This window comes from Nocardia sp. NRRL WC-3656 (assembly GCF_000720265.1).
Classification (GTDB): Bacteria; Actinomycetota; Actinomycetes; order Mycobacteriales; family Mycobacteriaceae; genus Nocardia; species Nocardia nova.
In genome coordinates, this window is record NZ_JOJF01000006.1 from 228706 (window position 1) to 250005 (window position 21300).

The 21300-nt window shown below is 68.1% G+C and carries 23 protein-coding genes and 1 pseudogene; 11 read left to right on the forward strand and 13 right to left on the reverse strand.

Annotation, left to right across the window (positions count from 1 at the left end):
• Positions 1-80: 80 nt before the first annotated feature.
• A complete protein-coding gene (locus IG65_RS0111090) occupies positions 81-689 on the forward strand; it encodes a TetR/AcrR family transcriptional regulator (protein WP_030514793.1) in 609 nt (202 codons plus the stop codon).
• Here IG65_RS0111090 and IG65_RS0111095 read toward each other — a convergent pair.
• Entirely contained in the window at positions 650-922 is a 273-nt protein-coding gene (locus tag IG65_RS0111095; RefSeq protein ID WP_030514794.1) for a SulP family inorganic anion transporter, read from the reverse strand. The genes IG65_RS0111090 and IG65_RS0111095 overlap by 40 nt on opposite strands.
• Positions 923-962: 40 nt before the next feature.
• Positions 963-1940, reverse strand: coding sequence for a formylglycine-generating enzyme family protein (locus IG65_RS0111100; protein ID WP_030514795.1), 978 nt, complete (start codon positions 1938-1940; stop codon positions 963-965).
• A gap of 190 nt (positions 1941-2130) precedes the next feature.
• Here IG65_RS0111100 and IG65_RS39055 point away from each other — a divergent pair.
• Positions 2131-2766 (forward strand): annotated as a pseudogene (locus IG65_RS39055) (sulfatase-like hydrolase/transferase).
• On the opposite strand, the gene IG65_RS0111110 reads toward IG65_RS39055, so the two are convergent.
• The 3 genes from IG65_RS0111110 to IG65_RS0111120 all read right to left on the reverse strand — a co-directional run bounded on the left by IG65_RS0111110 (position 2681) and on the right by IG65_RS0111120 (position 5615).
• The gene (locus tag IG65_RS0111110) at positions 2681-3781 is read right to left on the reverse strand and encodes a branched-chain amino acid aminotransferase (protein ID WP_030514797.1); all 1101 of its coding nucleotides are present in this window, start codon (positions 3779-3781) and stop codon (positions 2681-2683) included. The pseudogene IG65_RS39055 and the gene IG65_RS0111110 overlap by 86 nt on opposite strands.
• 256 nt (positions 3782-4037) lie before the next feature.
• Complete coding sequence (gene gcvT / locus IG65_RS0111115) at positions 4038-5138, reverse strand: glycine cleavage system aminomethyltransferase GcvT (RefSeq protein WP_030514798.1); 1101 nt, start codon at positions 5136-5138, stop codon at positions 4038-4040.
• 90 nt (positions 5139-5228) lie between these two features.
• Entirely contained in the window at positions 5229-5615 is a 387-nt protein-coding gene (locus IG65_RS0111120; protein ID WP_030514799.1) for a helix-turn-helix domain-containing protein, read from the reverse strand.
• 90 nt (positions 5616-5705) lie between these two features.
• Here IG65_RS0111120 and IG65_RS0111125 point away from each other — a divergent pair, with 90 nt between their 5' ends.
• Positions 5706-6452, forward strand: a complete 747-nt coding sequence (locus IG65_RS0111125; protein WP_030514800.1) for an NADPH-dependent F420 reductase — start codon at positions 5706-5708, stop codon at positions 6450-6452.
• 161 nt (positions 6453-6613) lie between these two features.
• A complete protein-coding gene (locus tag IG65_RS0111130) occupies positions 6614-7033 on the forward strand; it encodes a group 1 truncated hemoglobin (RefSeq protein ID WP_030514801.1) in 420 nt (139 codons plus the stop codon).
• A gap of 147 nt (positions 7034-7180) precedes the next feature.
• Here IG65_RS0111130 and IG65_RS0111135 read toward each other — a convergent pair whose 3' ends face one another.
• Positions 7181-7909, reverse strand: a complete 729-nt coding sequence (locus IG65_RS0111135) for a MerR family transcriptional regulator (protein WP_030514802.1) — start codon at positions 7907-7909, stop codon at positions 7181-7183.
• Between the two features lie 62 nt (positions 7910-7971).
• Between IG65_RS0111135 and IG65_RS0111140 the strand changes: the two genes are divergently transcribed.
• Positions 7972-8445, forward strand: coding sequence for a DUF6194 family protein (locus IG65_RS0111140; protein WP_030514803.1), 474 nt, complete (start codon positions 7972-7974; stop codon positions 8443-8445).
• A gap of 20 nt (positions 8446-8465) precedes the next feature.
• Here IG65_RS0111140 and IG65_RS0111145 read toward each other — a convergent pair whose 3' ends face one another.
• On the reverse strand, positions 8466-9728 hold the full coding sequence (locus IG65_RS0111145) for an amidohydrolase (protein ID WP_030514804.1): 1263 nt from the start codon (positions 9726-9728) through the stop codon (positions 8466-8468).
• Positions 9728-10396: a trimeric intracellular cation channel family protein gene (locus IG65_RS0111150; RefSeq protein WP_030514805.1), complete on the reverse strand. Its 669-nt coding sequence runs from the start codon at positions 10394-10396 to the stop codon at positions 9728-9730. Before IG65_RS0111150 ends, IG65_RS0111145 begins: the two co-directional genes overlap by 1 nt.
• Positions 10397-10679: 283 nt before the next feature.
• On the opposite strand from IG65_RS0111150, the gene IG65_RS0111155 reads away from it, so the two are divergent.
• From IG65_RS0111155 to IG65_RS0111165, 3 genes are all read left to right on the forward strand, one after another.
• Positions 10680-11234 (forward strand): RNA polymerase sigma factor, encoded by a 555-nt coding sequence (locus IG65_RS0111155; protein ID WP_036524005.1) that lies wholly within the window; start codon positions 10680-10682, stop codon positions 11232-11234.
• Entirely contained in the window at positions 11231-11497 is a 267-nt protein-coding gene (locus IG65_RS0111160; protein WP_030514807.1) for a hypothetical protein, read from the forward strand. The genes IG65_RS0111155 and IG65_RS0111160 overlap by 4 nt, the downstream gene beginning before the upstream one ends.
• A gap of 154 nt (positions 11498-11651) precedes the next feature.
• The gene (locus IG65_RS0111165) at positions 11652-13370 is read left to right on the forward strand and encodes a cytosine permease (RefSeq protein WP_051755732.1); all 1719 of its coding nucleotides are present in this window, start codon (positions 11652-11654) and stop codon (positions 13368-13370) included.
• A 91-nt stretch (positions 13371-13461) separates the two neighbouring features.
• Here the strand turns inward: IG65_RS0111165 and IG65_RS0111170 are convergent, their stop codons facing one another.
• Entirely contained in the window at positions 13462-14553 is a 1092-nt protein-coding gene (locus tag IG65_RS0111170; protein WP_030514809.1) for a substrate-binding domain-containing protein, read from the reverse strand.
• A gap of 63 nt (positions 14554-14616) precedes the next feature.
• Here IG65_RS0111170 and IG65_RS35785 point away from each other — a divergent pair, with 63 nt between their 5' ends.
• A complete protein-coding gene (locus IG65_RS35785) occupies positions 14617-15081 on the forward strand; it encodes a MarR family winged helix-turn-helix transcriptional regulator (protein WP_051755734.1) in 465 nt (154 codons plus the stop codon).
• A gap of 27 nt (positions 15082-15108) precedes the next feature.
• Here IG65_RS35785 and fmdA read toward each other — a convergent pair whose 3' ends face one another.
• Positions 15109-16362 carry a formamidase gene (fmdA, locus tag IG65_RS0111180; protein WP_030514811.1) on the reverse strand — a complete coding sequence of 418 codons (1254 nt, stop codon included), beginning with the start codon at positions 16360-16362 and terminating at the stop codon, positions 15109-15111.
• Positions 16363-16379: 17 nt separating this feature from the next.
• Positions 16380-16655 carry an FmdB family zinc ribbon protein gene (locus IG65_RS0111185; protein ID WP_030514812.1) on the reverse strand — a complete coding sequence of 92 codons (276 nt, stop codon included), beginning with the start codon at positions 16653-16655 and terminating at the stop codon, positions 16380-16382.
• A gap of 278 nt (positions 16656-16933) precedes the next feature.
• Here IG65_RS0111185 and IG65_RS0111190 point away from each other — a divergent pair, with 278 nt between their 5' ends.
• The gene (locus IG65_RS0111190) at positions 16934-18658 is read left to right on the forward strand and encodes a hypothetical protein (protein WP_231509137.1); all 1725 of its coding nucleotides are present in this window, start codon (positions 16934-16936) and stop codon (positions 18656-18658) included.
• A 65-nt stretch (positions 18659-18723) separates the two neighbouring features.
• A complete protein-coding gene (locus IG65_RS0111195) occupies positions 18724-19350 on the forward strand; it encodes a DedA family protein (protein WP_030514814.1) in 627 nt (208 codons plus the stop codon).
• Positions 19351-19356: 6 nt separating this feature from the next.
• Here the strand turns inward: IG65_RS0111195 and IG65_RS0111200 are convergent, their stop codons facing one another.
• On the reverse strand, positions 19357-20463 hold the full coding sequence (locus tag IG65_RS0111200) for an epoxyqueuosine reductase (protein ID WP_063833570.1): 1107 nt from the start codon (positions 20461-20463) through the stop codon (positions 19357-19359).
• 157 nt (positions 20464-20620) lie between these two features.
• Positions 20621-21259, reverse strand: coding sequence for a TetR/AcrR family transcriptional regulator (locus tag IG65_RS0111205; RefSeq protein WP_030514816.1), 639 nt, complete (start codon positions 21257-21259; stop codon positions 20621-20623).
• Between the last annotated feature and the right edge of the window lie 41 nt (positions 21260-21300).

Consider the following 21300-nt stretch of genomic DNA (forward strand, 5'->3'; position numbering starts at 1 on the left):
TGTGATAGCACTGTCGCATAGGGTCGGATGCGGCCCGGCCGGGTGAAACACCGTCCCGGCCGCGGCGAGAAGGAGGTTTCGTGCCGAGGATTCAGGCGGCGACTGTCGCGGAACACCGGCAGGCGCAGCGGCGTGCCCTCCTCGACGCCGCGCGCGCGATCCTCTCCGAACAGACCGGTGCGGCGCCCACCCTCGCCGAGGTGGCCGCCCGCGCCGGTCTGGCCCGGCCCAGCGTCTATCAGTATTTCGGCTCACGAGACGAACTGTTCGAGGCGGTATTGGCCGATGCGCTACCCCGCTGGAGCGCACGGATCACCGAGCGCATGGCCGCGGCCGACGACCCCGGCGCCAAGGTCCTGACCTATGCGCTGGTCAATCTCGAACTGGTCGACGAGGGCGAACACGCGGTGGTACAAGGGCTTTCGACCCATATCGCACCCGATGCCCTCGCCGCACAGGGCCGCGCCATTCACGACGAACTCCGCACGCCGCTGATCGCCGCGCTGACCGAACTCGGCGCACCCGATCCGGCGACGACCGCCGAACTGATCAACGCCGTCGTCCTCACCGCCTCGCGCATGGTCGAAAACCACGCCCCCGTCGACACTGTGGCGACGCGCGTCCGAGAGCTACTGACTCCGTATCTCCGTCACGCGGCGACCGGCCCGCACACACCCGACGGCACGTAGGTCGGTCGCGCTCCAGTACTCACGCTCGCGGTACGCGACCCGCCCAGCAGCGCGTAGACGACCATCGGCACCATGCAGGTGTAGAGGCCGATCTGCACCGGCAGATCCGCGATGGTCGCGTAGGCCATGGCCTGCGGAATCACGACCGCACCCGCACTGAGCCCGGCCAGGATATCGGGCCGCAGCCAGGTGCGGCGGTAACCGGTGAGCGTCGGCGCCACCGCGCTGCTCATCTGCCCTCCACTCCCCTGGTCGGTTCGGCCGGGCGGGACCTCACCGCACCGGTCTGTCCGCGACCACCCGGAAGCCCAGATTCCCCGTCGAGGAGACCGGCTCGCTGCCCTGCCGCGCCGAGACCCGGTAACGACGGCAGTAGGACAGGTGGCACAGATACGATCCACCCCGCATCACCCGGTCGCGGCCGAGATCGGGTCCGGTGGGATTCGCTTCGGGACTGTGCCGGTAGTAGTCCGGCGAGAAGTAGTCCGAACACCACTCCCACACATTCCCGGTGGTGTTGTAGAGTCCGAAACCGTTGGGCGCGTAGGCATTCACGGGCATCGCGCCGAGATGCGCGCCGGCGGCCGTGCGGGGGAATTCGCCGGTGAAGACATTCATGTGCCGCTGCCCGTCCGGCTCGAAGTCCTCGCCCCAGGGAAACGGGCCGGTGGATCCGGCACGGGCGGCGTACTCCCATTCGGCCTCGGTGGGCAGCCGCGTGCCCGACCACGTGCAGAAGGCCCGGGCGTCCTCCCAGGAGACGTGGACGACAGGATGGTCGGCCAGGGTGCCGACATCCGAGTCGGGCCCGAACGGATGAGCCCAGTCCGCGCCCTCCACCTGCCGCCACCACGGAGCGTTGACCACCGCGCGGGTGGGCGGCATATCCGGCGGCAGCAAGCCGGCGAAGACGAACGACCAGCCGTATTTCTCGGCATCGGTGCGGTAGCCGGTGTCGGCGACGAATGCGGCGAAGTCGGCATTGGTCACCGCGTACCGGCCGATGGCGAAGGCGTCGACAGTCACCCGGTGGCACGGCCCCTCGCCGTCGCCGGGATAGGCCCAGCTGCTCTCGTCTCCCATGATGAAGGCGCCGCCGGGAAGGGCGACCAGCGCGGCCTCGAACTCCGCGCGGCGATCCGCCTCGCCCGGCCGACCGGCATCGGCATCGTGACCGGTCGAATCGGCGCTCTTTCCCGCTGCCGGCGCGCAGCAGGCGTGGTGGGTGCCGGAGTCGGTGCGGTGTGGCATGACTTCCTCTCCCTCACTGTCCGAAACGTCAACGCCGGCAGCGGTAGCCGACCGTACGCTGACCCGACCGTACCGCCCGATTCGCCCGGTCGTGGGCGGTATCGGCAACTGCGTGCGCGGCCGCGGCGGCGAAACCCGGATTCACCCCGGGCGGATGGGGCTTGCCGCCGGCCGGTGGTGCACTCGCACGATGCCGACCATGGACCGGCTGGCGTGCGAGGGACTGACCTACAGCCAATGGCACACCACGGCGCTGTGCTCGCCGACCCGCCCCACCTTCCTCACCGGCCGCAACCATCACCTCAACGGATTCGCCTCGATCTCGGAGACCTCGTCGGGATTTCCCGGCTACAGCTCTCACATCCCGCCGGAGAACGCCTCGATTGCCACCGTATTGCGGAAGGCCGGCTGGGGCACCTACTGGGTCGGCAAGAACCACAACATCCCCGTCGACGAGTGAACCGCCGGCTCGTCGCGGGAGCGGTGGCCGCTGGGACAGGGCTTCGACCGCTTCTACGGATTCGTCGGCGGTGAGACCAACCAGTGGTATCCGGATCTGGCCGAGGACAACCACTTCATCGACCAGCCGTATCAGCCCGAAGAGGGCTACCACCTGTCGAAAGACCTTGCGGACAAGGCCATCTCGTTCCTGCAGGATCAGCGCCAGACCCACCCCGGCAAACCGTTCTACCTGACGATTCCTGCCGCGGTGCCCCGGGCCGACCCCGGGGCACCGGCTTTCACGCCAGGGTGCGCAACCAGCCGTGATTGTCGGCGAACGTGCCGCGCTGAATTCCGGTCAGCGTGTCGCGCAGCGCCATCGTGACCTCGCCGGGCTCACCGCCGCCGATCTCGAATTCGCCCTCGGCGGACTGCACCCAGCCGACCGGGGTGATGACCGCGGCAGTACCGCACGCGAAAACCTCGGTGATCTCGCCGGATTCGGCGCCGTTGCGCCATTCCTCGACCGACACCTTGCGTTCCTCGACCGGATAACCGGAGTCGGCGGCGAGGGTCAGCAGACTGTCGCGGGTGATGCCCGGTAGCAGCGACCCCGACAGCTCCGGGGTGACCAACCGGGCCTCGGAACCGGAACCGTAGACGAAGAACAGGTTGTTGGTGCCCATCTCCTCGACGTACTTGCGCTCGCAGGCGTCGAGCCACACGACCTGGTCGCAGCCCTTGTCGGTGGCCTGCTGCTGCGCCAGCAGCGAGGACGCGTAGTTGCCGGCGACCTTGGCCTCACCGGTGCCGCCGGGGGCGGCGCGCACGTATTCGGTGGACAACCACACCCGCACCGGCTTCACGCCACGCGGAAAATACGCTCCCGCAGGCGAACCGAGCAGCAGGTACTTGTAGCCGGAGGCGGGCTTCACGCCGAGTCCCGCCTCGGTGGCGAACATGAACGGCCGCAGATACAGCGACTCCTCACCACCGGCCGCGGGCACCCAGTCCGCGTCGACCTCGAGCAGCTGGCGCACCGATTCGATGAACAACTCCTCGGGTAGCTCCGCCATCGCCAGTCGTCGCGCCGACCGCTGGAACCGCGCCGCGTTGGCATCGATGCGGAAGGTGGCGATACTGCCGTCGGCCTGCCGATACGCCTTGAGACCCTCGAAGATGGCCTGACCGTAGTGGAACACCATCGTCGCCGGATCCATCGACAGCGGCCCGTACGGTTCGACCCGCGCATTGGTCCACTGCCCGTCGAGATAGTCGATCGACACCATGTGGTCGGTGAAGTAGCGACCGAACCCGGGCGCCGCCAGAATCTCCGTGCGCCGATCCGCCGGAACTGGGGCGGGATGCGGGGTACGAGTGAACTGTGCAGCGACTGTCATGACCTCGATACTAGAACTGCGGTCGTCGACGCCGATGCTCGGACCTGCGTGGAGACCGGCCGAGCAGCCATCGAGAATCCCGACAATCAGGACATAATCCCCCGTCGACGGCGTCCGATGCGAGGTATTCGTCCCGCAACGGCCCCTCCGGAGAGAGCCGCGTCCCCCCCTTCGCGCAGCACACTCACGGCCACCGGACCCTCCACTCCGGAAACGTCATGATTTCCGCCACACGCAGAGGGTCCGCGACCGCCGTTCAGGAAGTATGCGGCGTCACGAACGGCGGGCGCACCACCTCGGCGCGCAACCGGCGGCCGCGCACATCGACCTCGACCTCGTCGCCCGGCTCCAGTCCGGCCTCGGTGTCCAACAGTGCCAAGGCGATGCCGACCTTGAGGCTCGGCGAGAAGGTGCCCGAGGTGGTCTCACCGACGGCCTCCTCACCACGAAGCACCGTCTGACCCTGACGCAGCACACCGCGATCGAGCGCCTTGAGCCCCAGCAGGATTCGCCGTGGACCCGCCGACTTCTCCTGTGTCAGAGCCGCTTTGCCCCAGAACTCCGGCTTCTTCCAGCCGACCGCCCAGCCCGCGCGGGCCTGCACCGGCGAAATCTCCGGCGACAGCTCGTGGCCGTGCAGCGGATAGCCCATCTCGGTGCGCAGTGTGTCGCGCGCACCCAGTCCGGCCGGCTGCCCACCCGCCGCGTCGACCCGGGCCACCAGCGCGCGGAAAACCGCCTCCGCGTCGGCCCAGCGCGGCAGCAGTTCATAGCCGTGTTCACCGGTGTATCCGGTGCGGCAGACGCGCACCGGACGGCCGTCCCACTCGGCATCGGCGAATGCCATGTACTCCATATCGGTCGGAAGGCCCAGCGCGGCAAGCACTTCCGCCGATTTCGGGCCCTGCACCGCGAAGACCGCGTACTCGCGGTGCTCGTCGGTGATCGTGATGCCCTCCGGCGCGGCCTTGCGCAACTCCGCCACCACCGCGGCGGTATTGGCCGCATTCGGCACCAGGAAGATCTCGTCGTCGGAGACGTAGTAGGCGATCAGATCGTCGATCACCCCGCCCTGCTCGGTGCAGCACAGCGTGTACTGCGCCTTCCCGGGCCCGACGCGGCCGAGATCGTTGGTCAGCGCCGCGTTCACGAACGCCGCCGCGCCCGCGCCGCGCACGGTCGCCTTGCCGAGGTGGCTCACATCGAAAACCCCGACGGTGGTCCGCACGGAGGTGTGCTCGGCGACGGTACCCGCGTACTGCACCGGCATCTCCCACCCCCCGAACGGGGCGAAGGTCGCGCCCAGCTCCGTGTGGACGGCGTGGATGGGGCCCTGCTGCAGCGTCTCGTCGGTCACCCGGCGAGCTTATCGAGCGCCGGCGGCTCGCGGTCCGCGCCCGGGCGGCTGTGTCGGGTCGGTCACTGTGCGGCGCGGGGTGGTGGCGGGTCAGCCGTGCTCGTGCGTGTCGAACTCGGCGAGCGGGTCCGCCTCCAGCAGTGCGTCCCCGTGCTCCTCCACCCACTCGCCGAGCGCGCGCATCGGGCCCTCGACGAGGCTCAGCCCGAGCGGGGTCAACGCGTATTCGACCCGCGGCGGCGCTTGTGCGTAGCGGTGACGCTCGATCAGGCCGTGGCCGAGCAGCCGGCGCAGGGCCTCGGTGAGCGCCTTGTCGCTGATGCCGCCGATCTCGGCCCGCAATTCGCTGCGCCGGCGCGCTCCGCCGAGCAGTCCGACCAGCACCACCGGATCCCAGGTGTGTGCGAAAAGATCTGTGGCCGCGCGCAATCGGCAATCGGCGACCAGTTCGCCCGCATGCTCGTCGTAACCGCTCATCCCGTGATGATCACCCATCCGTCGCGCACCGATCGGTGCGTATCGGCCGTCCTACCGTAGCGCCGGATCGACAACTCGAAGGAGCACACGATGCGAATCACGATTCTCGGCACCGGCACCTTGGCCGAGGCGCTGGGCCGCCGATGGGCCCGCGCCGGACACGAGATCACGGTGGCCGGGCGTTCGATGGACAAGGCCGAGGCGCTCGCGCGGCGGCTCGATGCCGACGTGCGGGCCGTGCCGCTGACGGAGATCGGGGCCGGCGGAAAGGTGGTCCCGCACGCTCCGGCTTACCCAGCGACAGTCGCGGGCGGCGCAGACGCCGTAGGGGCGGGGGCGAGAAGAACTGCGGACGCGGTATTGCTGGCGGTGGCCTACACCGGAGTCGAGGAGGTTCTGCGCGCGGTGGGCGCGCCCGGTGGTGCGCTGTCGGGTCTCACCGTCATCGATGCGACCAATGCGATCGATCACGGGGTCGGCGTGCTGCGCCTGCCGCCCGGCACCTCGCATGCGCAGCGCGTGGCCGAACTCGCGCCGGGAGCCCACGTGGTCAAGGCGTTCCACCTGTTCCCCAGCGAACAGTGGGCCGCACCCGAAGCCGACGCGACCGCCGATACCGGATCGACTCACCGACCGCCGTCGGTCACGATCTGCGGCGACGCCCCGGCCGCCCTGCGCACCACCGAACACCTGGTACGCGACGTCGGCGCCGTACCGGTGGTGCTGGGCGGTCTGGACCGCGCACGTCAGCTGGAGGAGGCCGCCGGTTTCGTCATCGCGCTGGCCTTCTCCGGCGTGGACCCCAGCCGGGCGGTGCCGGCCATGCCCACCCCGTAGTTCGATGAGCCGCGGCTCGCGTGCTCGTCATCGGAGCGAGAGAAACCTCGCAGCCCGGCCGCGGCGGAGGTGAGATCGGAGCAACCGCCTTTCTACACAGGGCAACCCGTCGGCGACACACAACTAACGGAGGTGAAACACGCCGCTGATTTCCTGTTTTCATGCGAATCTCGTCACTTTTCTCGAAATCGTCCGCAGCCCCGTCCGCGCCCGCCCCGTCGATCTACGAGCAGATCGGCGGGCACGAAGCATTGGAAACCGTCGTCGAGGACTTCTACGTACGCGTCCTCGCCGACGAGGATCTCGCCGGCTTCTTCACCGGCACCAACATGTCGAGGCTGAAGGGGCGCCAGGTGGAGTTCTTCGCCGCCGCTCTCGGCGGCCCCGAACCGTACACCGGCGCCCCGATGAAGCAGGTCCACCAGGGCCGCGGCATCACCATGCACCACTTCAACCTCGTCGCCGGCCACCTCACCGACGCCCTGACGGACGCCGGCGTTCCGGAGCCGACCGTCGGCGAAATCATCGGCGCCATCGCACCTTTGGCGCCGGAGATCGCCTCCGACGCACCCGTGTCGTGAGCTGCGCTCGCGGGTGACCGCACCGGGTCGGCCGCCGCCCGCTCCTGCCCCGCGCACAGGATCGACGGCGGCCGAACGACATCCCGACCGGGCCGTCTCCGGCAGACGACCCGACCGGGCAAAACGAAACACATTGCCGGCGACCGTTCATCCGGCCTCGAAGGAGTCGTCGCCGGACGGGGAAACGATCCGGAACAACAGGGCGGCCGCCTCGAACAACGCCCACGAGCGCGTGTCGATTTCGACCTCCCGCGCCGCGAGTGCGGCCGACACGTCACCACCTCGAAAAGCCCGGAGGGCAGACAGCAGATCGCGCAGCGCCGGTATGCGATATCCGGCGAGCCGGAGCTGATGCGCGATCCGCGCGTCGCGCACATCCTCCGGCGCGTACAGCCGCGCACCGCGCGCCCCGGCCCTGCCGGGCACGACCAGCCCTTCCGCATCCCAGTGCCGCAATGTCGACGGCCGCACACCGAGCGCGCCCGCCAGTTCGGACACCGTCATCGAGTCGGCGGACGTCGCATCCCCGATCGGTTCGTCCACGATCGCCGCGGCCGCTCGCTTCGCCAGCCGCAGTTCCCGGCGCTGTGCGTCGAGGCGCGCGTGCGCGGCATCCAGCAGCGCGGGCAATGGTTGCCCGGAATGTGTCGCGCGCAGAACATCTCTCGCCTCGGAGGGCCCGACGGCCGCCGCCAGCAGCCGATACGCGTGGGCCGACAGCACATGCACCCGACGGTAGGTGCGATACCCGGACGGACCACGCTCGACCGGGGGCAGCACACCGTCGCGTTCGAGGTTGCGAATCTGCTGCACGGAACAGCCCGCCCGCCGCGCCACATCCACGGTTCGCAGACCAGTGGATTTGCGACTTGTCATCACACGACCTGCCATTCCGATGGACGGAGTCTCCACAAGCACTTCAATGAAACGCTAGAGCAATGGAGATCAACGAGATCATCGAATTCGTCGAAAACCTCGGCGGCGTCCTGACGCTGAGTCCCCGGCCCGGCGACGGCACCCCCGAAATCAGCTGGGGCGATACCTTCTTCTATTACGCCCCCGACGGCGTGGTTCCCCGCGCCCAGCCCTTCGCCACCATCGTCACCAAGGATTATCCGGACGACGGATCATCGCGCCTGGACCGCCCGAACACGTTCCGCCTCAACATCTTCGCGGGCAAAGAGGCCTTCATCGAACGAACCGGCCACACCCCGCGCGACCACGCAACGAGCCCGGCCGACCCGAGCCTCGCCGACACCCTGTTCCCCCACCCCGTCTACGGCGCACAGGCCTGGCTCGCCGTCGTGAACCCGGGCCCGCGAACCGCCACCGCCGTCGCCGACCTCCTGCGCTGCGCCCACCGCATCGCCCGCAGCCGGTACGAGCGCCGAGAACCACACGCGGACAACTAAGGTCGTCGTCCGGCGGTGACCTACCGTCCCAACCACGCCAACGCGGCCACGACCAGTGCTTCCGTCCCGGTTCGCAGCGTCGGCTCGATCACCGGCGCGAAATTCGGCGAGTGGTTGACCGGGATATCCTGCATGACGCGGCCGGCCTGCAGTGCGGCTTGGAACTTCTCCGGGTCGGTTCCGCCCGCGCCCCAGTAGGTGTACGGCACGCCGAGGGCGTTCGGGATGTCGCTGAAATCCTCACTGGCGCTGGCCATCGGCATTTCCGTGGCGTGGTCGCCGAAATAGGCCGCGAAGGCCTCGGCCACGCGGGCGGTGGCGCCGGGGTCGTTGTCGGTCAACGGGAATCGGTCGAACAGTTCGAATTCCGGGTCGCGTGGCGAGCCCGAGGCCTGGCACTCCGCGGTGACTATCCGGCGGATCGCGTCGAGGATCGTGGTGCGGGTGGACTCGTGGTAGGTGCGCACATTCAGTTGCAGCACAGCGTGATCGGAGATCACATTGCTCTTGGTACCCGCGTTGATGCTGCCGACGGTCAGCACCGCCGTCTCGGTCGGCGCCACCTCGCGCGAGACGACCATCTGCAGCCGGAGCACGATCATCGATGCCAGCACGACCGGGTCGATGGTGGCCTGCGGCATCGACCCGTGCCCGCCTCGCCCGTACACCGTGATGCGCATACTGTCGGCCGCGGCCATCGTCGGCCCGCTGCGAGTGGCGACGGAACCGGCCGGCGTGGGCAGCACATGCTGGCCGAGCGCGACATCCAGCCGCGGCAGTACCTTCGCCAGTCCGTCGTCGACCATCCCGCGCGCCCCGTCGCCGACCTCTTCGGCCGGCTGGAACAGCGCCACCAGCGTCCCGTGCCAGTGGCCGGTCTGCTCGGCCATCAGCTGCGCGGCGCCCAGCAGGCAGGTGACGTGCACGTCGTGGCCGCACGCGTGCATCACCGGCACCTCCTTGCCATCGTTGTCGACAGCGGAAACCGCACTGGCATAAGGCAATCCGGTCGCCTCACGCACCGGCAGCGCGTCGATGTCGGCGCGCAGCAGCACCCCCGGCCCGTCACCGTTGCGCAGAATTCCGACGACTCCCGTTCCGCCGATCCCTTCGTGCACGTCGTAACCCAGCGACCGCAACTTCTCCGCGATCCGTCCGGCCGTGCGATGTTCTCGATGCGACAGCTCCGGTTGGGCGTGCAAGTCGCGGTAGAACTCCTCCTGCCACCCACGGATGCCGTCCAGACCCGCCAGTACCGAGGTATCCCGCGTGGTCGAGGTCATCACCTCTCCTTTCGCCGACCGTAACGCAATCGTTCGGGCCAACTCACCTGCTCGGGAAGCATCCATCCACGCCACCGCGCCAGCAGGCACAATCCCGCGCCGACCACCGTCGCCGCGATCGAACCCGCCGTCGCATGGCCGGAATACCAGATGATCACCAGTGTGGCACTGGCCAGCAGCGCACCGGTGGCATACAGCGTGTTACCCCCGAAGATCGTCGGCACCCGACCCACCGCGATATCGCGTACCACCCCACCCCCGACCGCTGTCGTCGTTCCCAGCAACACCGCGGGCAGCCACCCGAGCCCGACTTCGAGCGTCTTCTGCGCACCGACCGCCGCCCAGCAGCCCAGTGCCAGGGCATCCACCCAGGGGAACAGCCGGTCCCACAATCGGCCCTCGAACCGGAACATGAAGGCGATCGACGCCCCGAACAGTGCGGTCAGCAGGTAGGTGTAGTCGACCAGCGCCACCGGCGTCCCGCGCTGCAGCAGCGTGTCCCGGATGATGCCGCCACCCAGCCCCGAAGCGGTAGCGAGCACGGCGAATCCGATCGGGTCGAACCGGAACGTGCGCGCCACCGCCCCGCCGAGCATCGCGTTGGCGAACACACCGGTCAGATCGAGGGCGCGCAGCAATTCGGGGACGGTATCCGACACTGCCGCCATCGACCCCGTTCCTTCCGCGATATCCGCCGCATCCGCTATCGGCACGGTACCCGCCGGTCAGCGAATCGACCGGGAACCGGCGGCCTCGTGGTGCCCGGCCGACGGCGTGCACCCACTCGAACCCGCCCTGAATCCTTTTCCGCCCTCGATCGCTCTCATCACCGTGCGGGCAACCGGGCCCGCGTGACCGAAGGAGTCGACATGGTTGTCGCCGTCATCGCCGTGGTGGTCGCGGCCGTATTACTGTGCAGCTGCATGCTGGTTCTGCGGCGGAGGCGTACCCGTGGCTGAGTGCACGAGATCGGCCTGGCCGGAGGAACATCTGGTCGCGGCGGCCCGCGACGGCGACGAGTCCGCCGTCGCCGCCCTGGTTTCCGGCTCCTATCCGCACGTCCAGCGCTTCGCCCATTCCCTGTGCGCGAGCAGTCAGGACGCCGAGGACGCCGCGCAGGAGGCGATGCTGGTCCTGTTCCGCAAAATCGGCACGCTGCGGGCGGCGGGCGCACTGGCCTCGTGGATGTTTCGCATCGTGCGCAACGAATGCTTGCGGCGGCTACGCACAGCCGTGCACCGGGAACCGGACGCGGAGATCGCGGCGGCCTCGGCGGAGGACGATGTGCTGGCCCGGCTCGAAATCGAGCGAATCGCCGCGGCGATCGCCGCGCTGCCCGCCGATCAGCGCCGAGTCCTGATCATGCGCGATGTCCAAGGCCTGCCGGGCGGCATGGTGGCCCGCACGCTCGGATTGAGCACGGCGGCAATGAAATCCAGGCTGCACCGAGCCCGGGCTACTGTTCGCGCGCAACTCGGGATGCCGGATCGGGGGCTGCGGCCGTGAAGGACGTTGCCGGACAGCAGAAGACGTTCGCCAGCCGCTCGATCCCGGTCCACCTGGCACGCGGGCTGCTCGGTTTCGGCCTGATCGCCGCATCGATCGCGCTGATCCCCGCCGCAGGGCCGGTCGTCCTGCTCCTGCTGCCCGCCGGTGTGGTCGCGCTGCGCGGCTGCCCCACCTGCTGGCTGATCGGCCTGGCGCAGACGCTGTCGCGCGGCAGGATCGAGCGACAGTGTGCGCAAGGACGGTGCCGGGCCCGCTTGTAACCAATAGATTGCCCGTTCGAAAAATATTCATTTGAATGTTGTCAAACGGAATCAGCTCTCCTACCTTGAGTTTTGCTGCTGATCGGATGACGTAGGACAGTGCGGTCGACAGAGTTCCGAAGCGTCGCAGCGTTCGTTGCAAGGAGATCTGACGATGAACACTTCCCCGACACCGCCGGCCTCCGGCGTTCCACCGACGCGGTGGAACCGCTTCCAGACGTGGGCCGCCAAGGACAACATCGAGGACTATTCGCTGCGTTACGCCCCGCGCACCTTCCGCCGCTGGACGCCGATGGCGTGCGGGGTCGCCGCCCTCGGCGGAATCGCTTATCTCGCCGACTATTCCATCGGCGCGTCCATCGCGGTCAGCCACGGCAGCGCCAGCGCGATCGTCGCGATTCTGGTCGCGGCGGCCACGATCTTCCTCACCGGCATACCGATCGCGTACTACGCCGCGAAATACAACGTGGACATGGACCTGCTGACCCGCGGCGCGGGTTTCGGCTACTTCGGATCCACGCTCACCAGCCTGATCTACGCCAGCTTCTGTTTCATCTTCTTCGCGCTCGAGGGCGCCATCATGGCGCAGGCGATGAAGCTGACCTTCCACATACCCTTGCCGATCGGCTACATCCTGGGCTCGGTCCTCATCATTCCCCTTGTGCTGTACGGGATGTCGGCGCTGGCGAAGTTCCAGGTGTGGACCCAGCCGCTGTGGCTGGTGCTGTTCGTCGCGCCGATCGCGATGATTCTGATCGCCGATCCGCACGGGGCCGACGGCTTCCTGTCCTGGACCGGCGACGGCGGCAGCCAACGGGTCGGCGCGATCGCCGTCGGTGCGGGAGCCGGCGTCGCGCTGTCGCTGATCGCGCAGATCGGTGAACAGGTGGACTATCTGCGGTTCATGCCGGAGAAGTCGGAGACCCCGCCACTGAAATGGTGGTCGGCGGTGCTGCTGGCAGGCCCGGGATGGGTGATTCTCGGTGCGGCCAAACAGATTTCGGGCGCCTTCCTGGCCTTCTACGTGGTCGGCCAGGTCGGGTTCACCCGCGCGACCGAACCGATCGAGCAGTTCCTGGGCGGTTACGGTGCGGTCCTGCACAACCACGGCGTCGCGCTGGGCGTCGCGACGGTGATGGTGCTGCTGTCGCAGGTGAAGATCAACGTCACCAACGCCTATTCGGGTTCGCTGTCGTGGTCGAACTTCTTCAGCCGGGCCCTGCACATCCATCCGGGCCGGGTGGTGTGGCTGGCGCTGCACATCGCGATCGCGCTGACACTGATGCTGTGCAATATGTTCTCGCTGCTCAACACCATCCTCGGCTTCTACTCGAATGTGGCCATCGCCTGGATCGGCGCTATCGTCGCGGATCTGGTGATCAACAAGGGACTGCTGAAGATCAGCCCGCCGTACGTGGAGTTCAAGCGGGCCTATCTGTACGCGATCAATCCGGTGGGCTTCGTCTCGATGCTGGTGGCCTCGGCGGTCTCGATCGCCGCGTTCTTCGGCGCGTTCGGCGAGTTCTGCCAGGCCTGGTCGCCGTACCTCGCGCTGGCGGTCGCGATGGTGCTCGCCCCGGTCATCGCGGTCGCCACCAAGGGCAAATACTATCTGGCACGCAAGAATCCGCTGCGCGAGGAGATCGAGCGCGAACCGCTGTGGGCCGGGCAGACGCTGCTCGACATCGTCGACGGCAAGCGCTACGAACTCCCCGACATGGTGCACGACTGCCCCTTCCACGGCGGCACGGTGTCCTCGCTGACGTGCACGCTCACCAAGGGCTGCCATGAGCAGTGCCAGTCGGCCACCCATCAGGATCCGGTGGCCACCTCCGCCGACCTCGGCTTGCGGCAATCCACACCGGCGCTGTAATCCCCGCAGCGACAGAGGAATAGGGAACGTCCGCGTGTGGTCGGAAACGCCGGGGACCGAGGCTGTCGAGCCTCGATCCCCGGCGTCCGGACTACCGGCCTCGCGGTGTCAGGTCCGCCAGCAGCCCGAAGTCGAGCGCATCCACGTCGGCGAGATACACCGGCTGCGTCGTGTGCGCACCGCGAACCCGTACCTCGCCGCGCGGGCCCTGATAGCTGACCCGGGCGGCGGCACGCTCGATGGCGCCCACCTCGAGGCTGCCCGCCCGTTCGGCCAGCGCGGCCAGCAGAAGCATTCCCTCGTAACAGGATTCGCCGATGTTGTTCAAGGTCGGCGCCTCCGCGCCGAACAGCCGTTCATATCGCGCGCCGAACTCCATCGACGGCGCCGACGCGACACCCTCGAGATATCCGCACGCCGTGAACAGGCCGCGCGTACCTGCCGCACCGCTGGCGTACAGCACATCCTCGCCGATCATCATGGCGAGCCGGATGCGGTCGCGATCCAGGCCGGCACGGGCGTAGGCGCGATTGAACGCCGCGGCGTCGGCGCCCACCATGAGCATGAGCACCCCCTCTGCGGACGAGGTCCGGATCGTGTCGAGAACACCACGAAACTCCCGCCCACCGAGGGGCACGAATGCCGAGCCGACCACCTCGATTCCGAGTACGGACGCGAAATCCTTTGTCACGCGCGCTGTCTCACGCGGCCAGACGTAGTCGTTGCCGACGATGCACCAGCGCCGGATGCCGGATTCGGCGCGCAACCACCGCAGTGCGGGGAACAGCTGCCGATCGGGCGTCTCCCCGACCATGTACACCCCGGCCGCATCCTCCCCACCCTCGTAGAACGTCGTGTAGATATAGGGGACCCGTCCCGCCGTATGCGGGGTGATCGCGCGCCGGGCATCCGAGAGATGCCAGCCGACAACCGCGTCGACCGCACCGGAACTCACCAAGCGCCGCACGCGAGCGGCCAGCACCGGCGGCGGAGCACCGGCGTCGACGGCATGCAGCCGCACCGGCCGGTCCAGAATCCCGCCCGCGGCATCGAGATCGGCGGCGGCGAGGGCGGCGCACGCTTCACACGACGGCCCGAACATGCCCGCCGGACCACTGAGTGGCACCACGAGGGCGATGTCCACGGTCGGCCGGCGAGCACGTGCCGATTGCCCGTACGACATCGCAACCACCACCGTATATTTTCATCTGAAAATTACCCATACGGCGCTGTATACTCGTCCCCAATGGACGGTAGCAGCGCAGGGGACGCACTGGAAGAATTCGCGCGCCTGTTACGACGCGCATCACAGCAGCTCGACGAGGCGATCACGGCACGGCTCGGTGAGCCGACCGTCGCCCGCTGGCACGTGCTGGCGGCGCTGTACGACGGGTCCGGCCTGTCGATGTCGGAGCTGTCCGAACTCACCCCGCTGGCCGGCGCCAGCCTCACCCGGCTGATCGACGCGATGGTGTCGGACAATCTGGTGCAACGCAAGGTGGATCCGCTCGATCGCCGCCGCGTGCTCGTATCTCGCACGCGCCGTGGAACTCTCGCCTACCAGAAGATGCGGCGGAGCCTCGAGGACACCGCCCTCGAGACGATCCCCGGCGCCCGGCCACGGCTGATCGGCGAGCTCACGACATTGCTGGAGTTCCTGCGGGCCGAGCACCCGGAGGCAGCCATCGGGGCGTCCCGGCCCACCGGCTGATCGACCTCGCCTGTCGTTCACCGGCCGTCAGCGTGCGGCATGCGGCACGCCGGGGCCGGGGTCGACAGCGACCGGCCCGGACGCCGTGGGGGTGACCGGGAAATCGAAGATCGCGGTCGGGATATACACCGTCGCACAGGCATTCGGGATGTCGACCACTCCGGAGAACCGGCCCTCGATCGGCGCGGCCCCGAGGATCAGATACGCCTGCTCGCGGCTGTAGCCGAACGAGCTGAGATAGTCGATCGCGTGCAGACAGGCACGCTGGAACGCCAATTGCGAATCCAGATACCGCTGCTCACCGTCGAGGGTCACCGACGTGCCGGAGAAGGCCAGGTATTCCGAGTAGACCGGCCCCTCGTTGCCGGGCAGGAAGATCGCGTTCTCGGTGACGCCGTAACGGCTCATCCCGTCCTTGATCAGGTCCACCCGCAGATCGATGTAGCCGCCCATCTCGATCGCCCCGCAGAAGGTGATCTCACCGTCGCCCTGGGAGAAGTGCAGGTCGCCCACCGACAGGTTCGCGCCTTCGACGAACACCGGATAGAACACCCGGCTGCCCCGGGTGAAATTCTTGATGTCCTGGTTACCGCCGTTCTCGCGCGGCGGCGCGGTGCGCGCGGCCTCGGCGGCGACCCGGTCGAAGTCGGCGCCGGTCAGCGAACCGAGGACGGCATCGCGCGGCAATGGCGGCAGCGCCAGGGGCGGCACCCGCTCGGGGTCGGTGGCGATCAGCGCGGCCTCGCGAGCATTCCACGACGAGAGCAATGCCGCCGACGGCGCGGTGCCCATCAGGCCGGGATGCTGAATGCCGGTGAAGCTGACGCCCGGGATGTGCCGGGAGGTGGCCGTGTGGCCGCTGAAATCCCAGATGGCCTTGTAGGCATCGGGAAACTGCTCGGTGAGGAAGCCGCCGCCGTTGTCGGTGGCGAAGATCCCGGTGTATCCCCAGCCCTGCCCGGCCAGCGGCCCGGAGTCCTCCTGCGGAATGGGCCCGATGTCGAGGATGTCGACGATCAGCAGGTCGCCCGGCTGTGCCCCCTCGATCGCGAACGGACCGGACAGGCAGTGCACGGTACTGAGCGGGGCGTCGAGGATGTCGGCGGCGGAGTCGTCGTTGACGATGGCGCCGTCGAACCATTCGCGGACGTGGACGCGGAATTCGTCGCCCGGCCTGACGGTCGCGACCGCCGGGATGTCGGGGTGCCACCGGTTGTGGCCGACCAGCGTTTGCTCGGTGAACTTCTTGCTGGAGTCGAGGGGAAAAATCAGCTCGGGCATGGCGGTTCTGCTTTCGGTCAGGGACGCGGCAGGCGACGATGGCGGGGGTCGGCGGTCGTCGGGCGAGAGGTCCGGCGCTGCGGTACGGCGTCGACGACGGCCGGCTCGGACGCGGTGCGCGCGGTCGCGTCGAGCATCCGGACGGCGGCCGAACGCCGCACCAACCCACCCCCGGGGCGCCGCACCGCGGCCTGCGCACACCGCGGGCACGCCACGTGCGCGGGCACCTCGGCCATGCGGTAGGACCGGTCGAACAGCCCGCATCCGCGACAGCTGAACTGATACAGCGGCATGGACCCACCTCCCATTGCTTTCAGATGAAATATTTTCTGGACAGAATCTACGGTTCCGGGTGTTACCGGATCATTGGTCGTGCGTGAACTTCTCGTTTCGATGACGACGCGCGATGGCGAGCCCCGGCACGCGCCCTTCCCCACCCCTGGCCGGTCCCGCCGGATTGACAGCTGTCCACATGCGGATTCAAGATCGACCGACGTCTGTAGATGTACTCGCGAGGGGCGCAAAAGCTGTTGTGCCCCTTGGCGAATCTTTCGAGTATGGGTTCTGGTGAATGGTTGAGGTAGTAACAGCGCGGCCGGAAACCTCCGGCGGGCAGCGGGAGAACCTGCGGCAGCGACGCGGGCGATCATGGTGGGGCGCGGCGGCCGCGGTGACGAGCGGCGTGCTGTTACTGGTGTGGCAGGCGGCGCAGTACGGCATCTGGCTGGTCGACGACGCCGGAATCACGTTCGCGTATGCGCGCAGTGTCGCCGAGGGTGCCGGGCCGGTACTGCAACCCGGCGCGCAACCGGTCGAGGGATTCTCCGATCCCACCTGGCTCGCGGTGCTGGTGCTGGGCAAATGGTGCGGCTTGTTCGACTCCGGCGCCCTGTTCGGCATCCCGGACTTCGTCTTCTACCCCAAGGCGATCGCGGCACTGTGCTGCGCCGGAATCCTCCTCTGCTGCTACCTCGCCGCGCGGCGGGTGTCGCGATGGCCCGCGGTGGTGACGTTCGCGACCGGCGCCGTGCTCGCCGCGATTCCGTCCTTCGTGATCTGGTGTTTCTCCGGCCTGGAGAACTCGCTGTTCGCGCTGGCGGTATGCGCTCTCGCCGTCCGCCTGTTCCTGGCGGTGCTGGACGAGCGGCTGTGGACACCCGCGGTGGCCGTCACGGCCGGTGCGATAGCGGCGTTCGCGGCGCTGACCCGGCCCGACGGCCTGATCTACCTCGCGGCGTACCCCCTGGTCTCGGTGATCCTGGTTCGCCGTGCCACCTGGCCCGTCGCACTTCGTCATGTGCTGTATTCCGGTGCGGCGTTCGCGATTCCGTTCGGGGCGTATCTGGTGTGGCGGGTCAGCGAGTTCGGCCGGCTCGTCGCGAATACGGCGGTCGCCAAGAATCAGGCGATGCCGACCGTGCACGACCTCACCAGGGCAGGCGATCTGGTGCAGTACGCGGGCGCGCCCGCCGTGGTCGCGGCCGTCGGCGTGGTCGGGCTCGCCCTGGCCGGCCCGAGCAGAATTCGTAACGGCCTTGTCGCCCTGCTGGTTCCGCTGACGCTGGCGATCACCGGCTACTGCGTGCTGCAACCGGATTGGATGGGGCAGTTCCGGTTCGCCACTCCGGTGTGGGCGCTCGCCGCGCTCGTCGTCGTGCTCTCGGCGACCGAGGTTCTGGCCCGGCTGCGCACCCGGGGCCGGGCCCTCGTCGCGCTGACGCTGGTCGCCGCCATGATCCCCTCCGGTGCCGCCCTGGCGGACGCCGCCGACTCGTACCGTGCCGATTCCGATATCCCATTGTGCTGGATAGCCTTTCGCTTCGGCCGCTACTTCAACGGCTACGCCGACATCCTCGACCTGCAGCAGGGCACCTTGCTCGCCCCCGATATGGGCGGAAGCGCGCTGACCTCTCGACTGCGGCTGATCGATATGGCAGGCCTCGCCGATGCCCGGATCGCGGACATCTACGCGGGCAAGGCCGATATCGGATTGGCCGACTACGTATTCGAGGATCTGAAGCCGACGTTCGTCCACACTCACGGCGTCTGGATGCAGAACGGATTGACCGTCGATCCGCGCATGGACCGCGACTACTACCGGATTCAGCAGTCTCAGAACCTCGCCAGTCCGGACGAGGACTGGGTTCGCAAGGATGTGGTGCGCGGCGACAAGCAACTCGGGCAACTGCGCCGGTACTCGGCCGAGGTCCTTCCGCACCTGTTGTCGGACTACCAGAAGACCGGTGACTGCGGAACGGTGCTACGACCGGGTCAGACGGTCGAGCGCAGGCGGTAGGGGAACGCTCCCTAGAGCGGACGCCGTTTCCGGCCCCGAATCCGGCAAACCGTTACGGTTGTCCCGTGACCGGCACGTGGACCGCACTCAACCCGACGAGTGGGTCTGCGCTGCTGGCCAACTTCGGGGCGCTTGCCGTACTGGCCGGAACCTTCGCCGAGTCGGGGCTACTGGTGGTCGGGTTCTTCCTTCCGGGCGACACCTTGATCTTCCCCGCCGGCATCCTGTGCGCGGGCGGGACCCATTCCGGCCCCCACCTCATCCTGTGGCAGGTATTGCTCTGCGCCGCAGTGGGTTCGATCGCCGGCGCGCAGGCCGGATACGTCTTCGGCAAACACGGCGGCCGCGCCGTCCTGCACCGCACATCGAACTCCCGAGTGCACACCGTGGTGGCCCGCGGCGAACGCTGGCTCGACCGGTACGGCGCGCGCCGGGCGATCGTGATCGGCCGATTCGTGCCGATGGTCCGGACGGTCATCAGCCCGGTGGCCGGGGTGCTCGACGTGCCCACGCGCACGTTCACGCTGTGGCAGATCGTCGGCGCGATCGTATGGTCGCAGAGTTTGGTCCTGCTGGGTTACTGGCTCGGGGCGTCGGTGCCGAACGTCGACAAGTATCTGCTGCCCGCAGTCGCGGTCATCGTCGTGGTGTCGCTGTTGCCGCTGCTCGGGCAGCTGCGCAAACGCTCGTAGCCGAGGTCACTCCGGCGTAGCGCCCCGGCGCGGGCGCGGCCCGATCTGATCGAGCAGATCGTTGACCTCGTCGCCGAACCCGTTGCCGACCGGCTTCGGCGTCTTGTTGGGGAACCGGCGCGTGACGTGTTCCTCGGCCGCGGATCCCGGCAATACGTAAACGGTTTCCGCTTTGTTCTGCAACGGGCGCACCACCTCGTCGAGATGCGTTTTCCGGTCGTCGAGGAAGGCGCCGATCACATCTTCGCCGGCCGGGCATACGGCCATGCAGTAGCCGGCCTTGTAGTTGGGTTTGAACGACAGGCTCTGCCACATCGAGAACGATTCACCCCTGGTGACCCGCTCGCGGTAGTCGTCGCGGTCTGCGCTGTCGGCGACGGTTTCGGCCCAGTCGGTGAAGCCGCCCATGAACTCGCGATAGTTGTGGGTGTAGCAGGCCTGGAAATCGAAACCACCGTCGTTGGTGATCGCGCCGACCGGGCACGCGGAGACGCACAACTTGCATTCGAGGCACGGATTGAAGTCCAGCGCCGCACTCGGCTCGTCGACCACCGCGTCGGTCACCACGGTGCCGAGCAGGATGAAATTGCCGAACTTCGGATGAATGACGTTGCGGTGAATCCCCATGACTCCCAGGCCCGCCGCCTCGGCCACCACCTTGTGCGCGAGCACCCATACCCGCCCCGGAAACTGTTCGACCTCCATCGGATATCCGGGCGCCGGATAGACCGCGCGGTAGCCGGCCTCCTCGAGGGCCCGGGTGATGCGCCGCGACACCACGTTCGTCTCGTCGTCTGCATGGTTGAACTCGGCGTTGGCGAGGCTGCGCATCGGACTGCGCAGATTGTCGCGGTTCATCCGGAGACAGAAGGCCACGAAGGTGCGGGCCGAGGGCAGGATGCCGCGCGCGTGCTCGCGCTCCTCCGCCACCCTCGGTTCGTCGACGGACACGAAGCCCACATCGTCGGCTCCGGCAGCGAGGCAGATCTCCCGCAGCCGCTCAGCGCTCAGCACCGGATCCGGCGCCTTTCTCGCCTGTGTGGCAAGGTTTTTCACGGTCGGATGCTCCGCGTAGCGCCCTGCCTCGGTCGGCTCCCGATCAGTTGACGACATCGCGCCCTCCTATCTCCACGAGACGTATGGCCTCGAAGAGATAGACGAATCCGGTGACCGGAATTCATCGCCGGTCTCCGCTGCGGCCGCAGACGTTATCGAACCGCAACCGGGGATGTGATGTCGAAGAGCACTGCGAAGCAACGGCTTTCGGATCTCAGCCGAATTGACGCCGGACCGCGGCGACGAGCCACTCCTCGTAGCGTTCCATACTCCATCCGCCCTGCAGGACGAGCTGCTGATGACTTTCGGGCGACCAGAGGAAGGACAGCTCGTCGGCCGCGGTCTCGGAATCGATGTCGGCCCGGGCGATTCCGCGTTCGAGCAACATGCCGACCACGGTGCGGTAGTCCTGCTTGCGGCGCGTCAGCAGTCCGGCCAGCGCCTCGGCGACGGCGGCATCGGCGTTGGCGGCGCTCAGGAACTCCGTCCACAGCACGCTGGTGCGAGCGTTCGCCGCGGCAACGAAGCTCGCGGCCGCCCGCAGAAAGGCGTCGTGGTCGGCGATGGCGTTGACCTCGACCGCGGCATCGCTGTCGGAGACGGGTGCCTCCCCCTCCTCGCCCGCGAACGCCTGCTCGAAGGCGCCCAGCAGCAGATTGCGCTTGGGGCCGTTGGCCTTCACGGTTTCGGTCGAGACTCCGGCGCGCGAGCCGACATCGGCCAGCGACGTGCCGCTGTAGCCGCGCTCCACGAAGCAGGCCGCCGCGGCGTCGAGCACACGGCGGCGGGTCGCCGCGGCCTGTTCACTGCGCAGGGCGGATCGGTAGGTCCGGGTGGCGGTCTTGTCACTCATCTCAATTCCTAATTGACTACCCCGGCGAGGTAGTGAATACT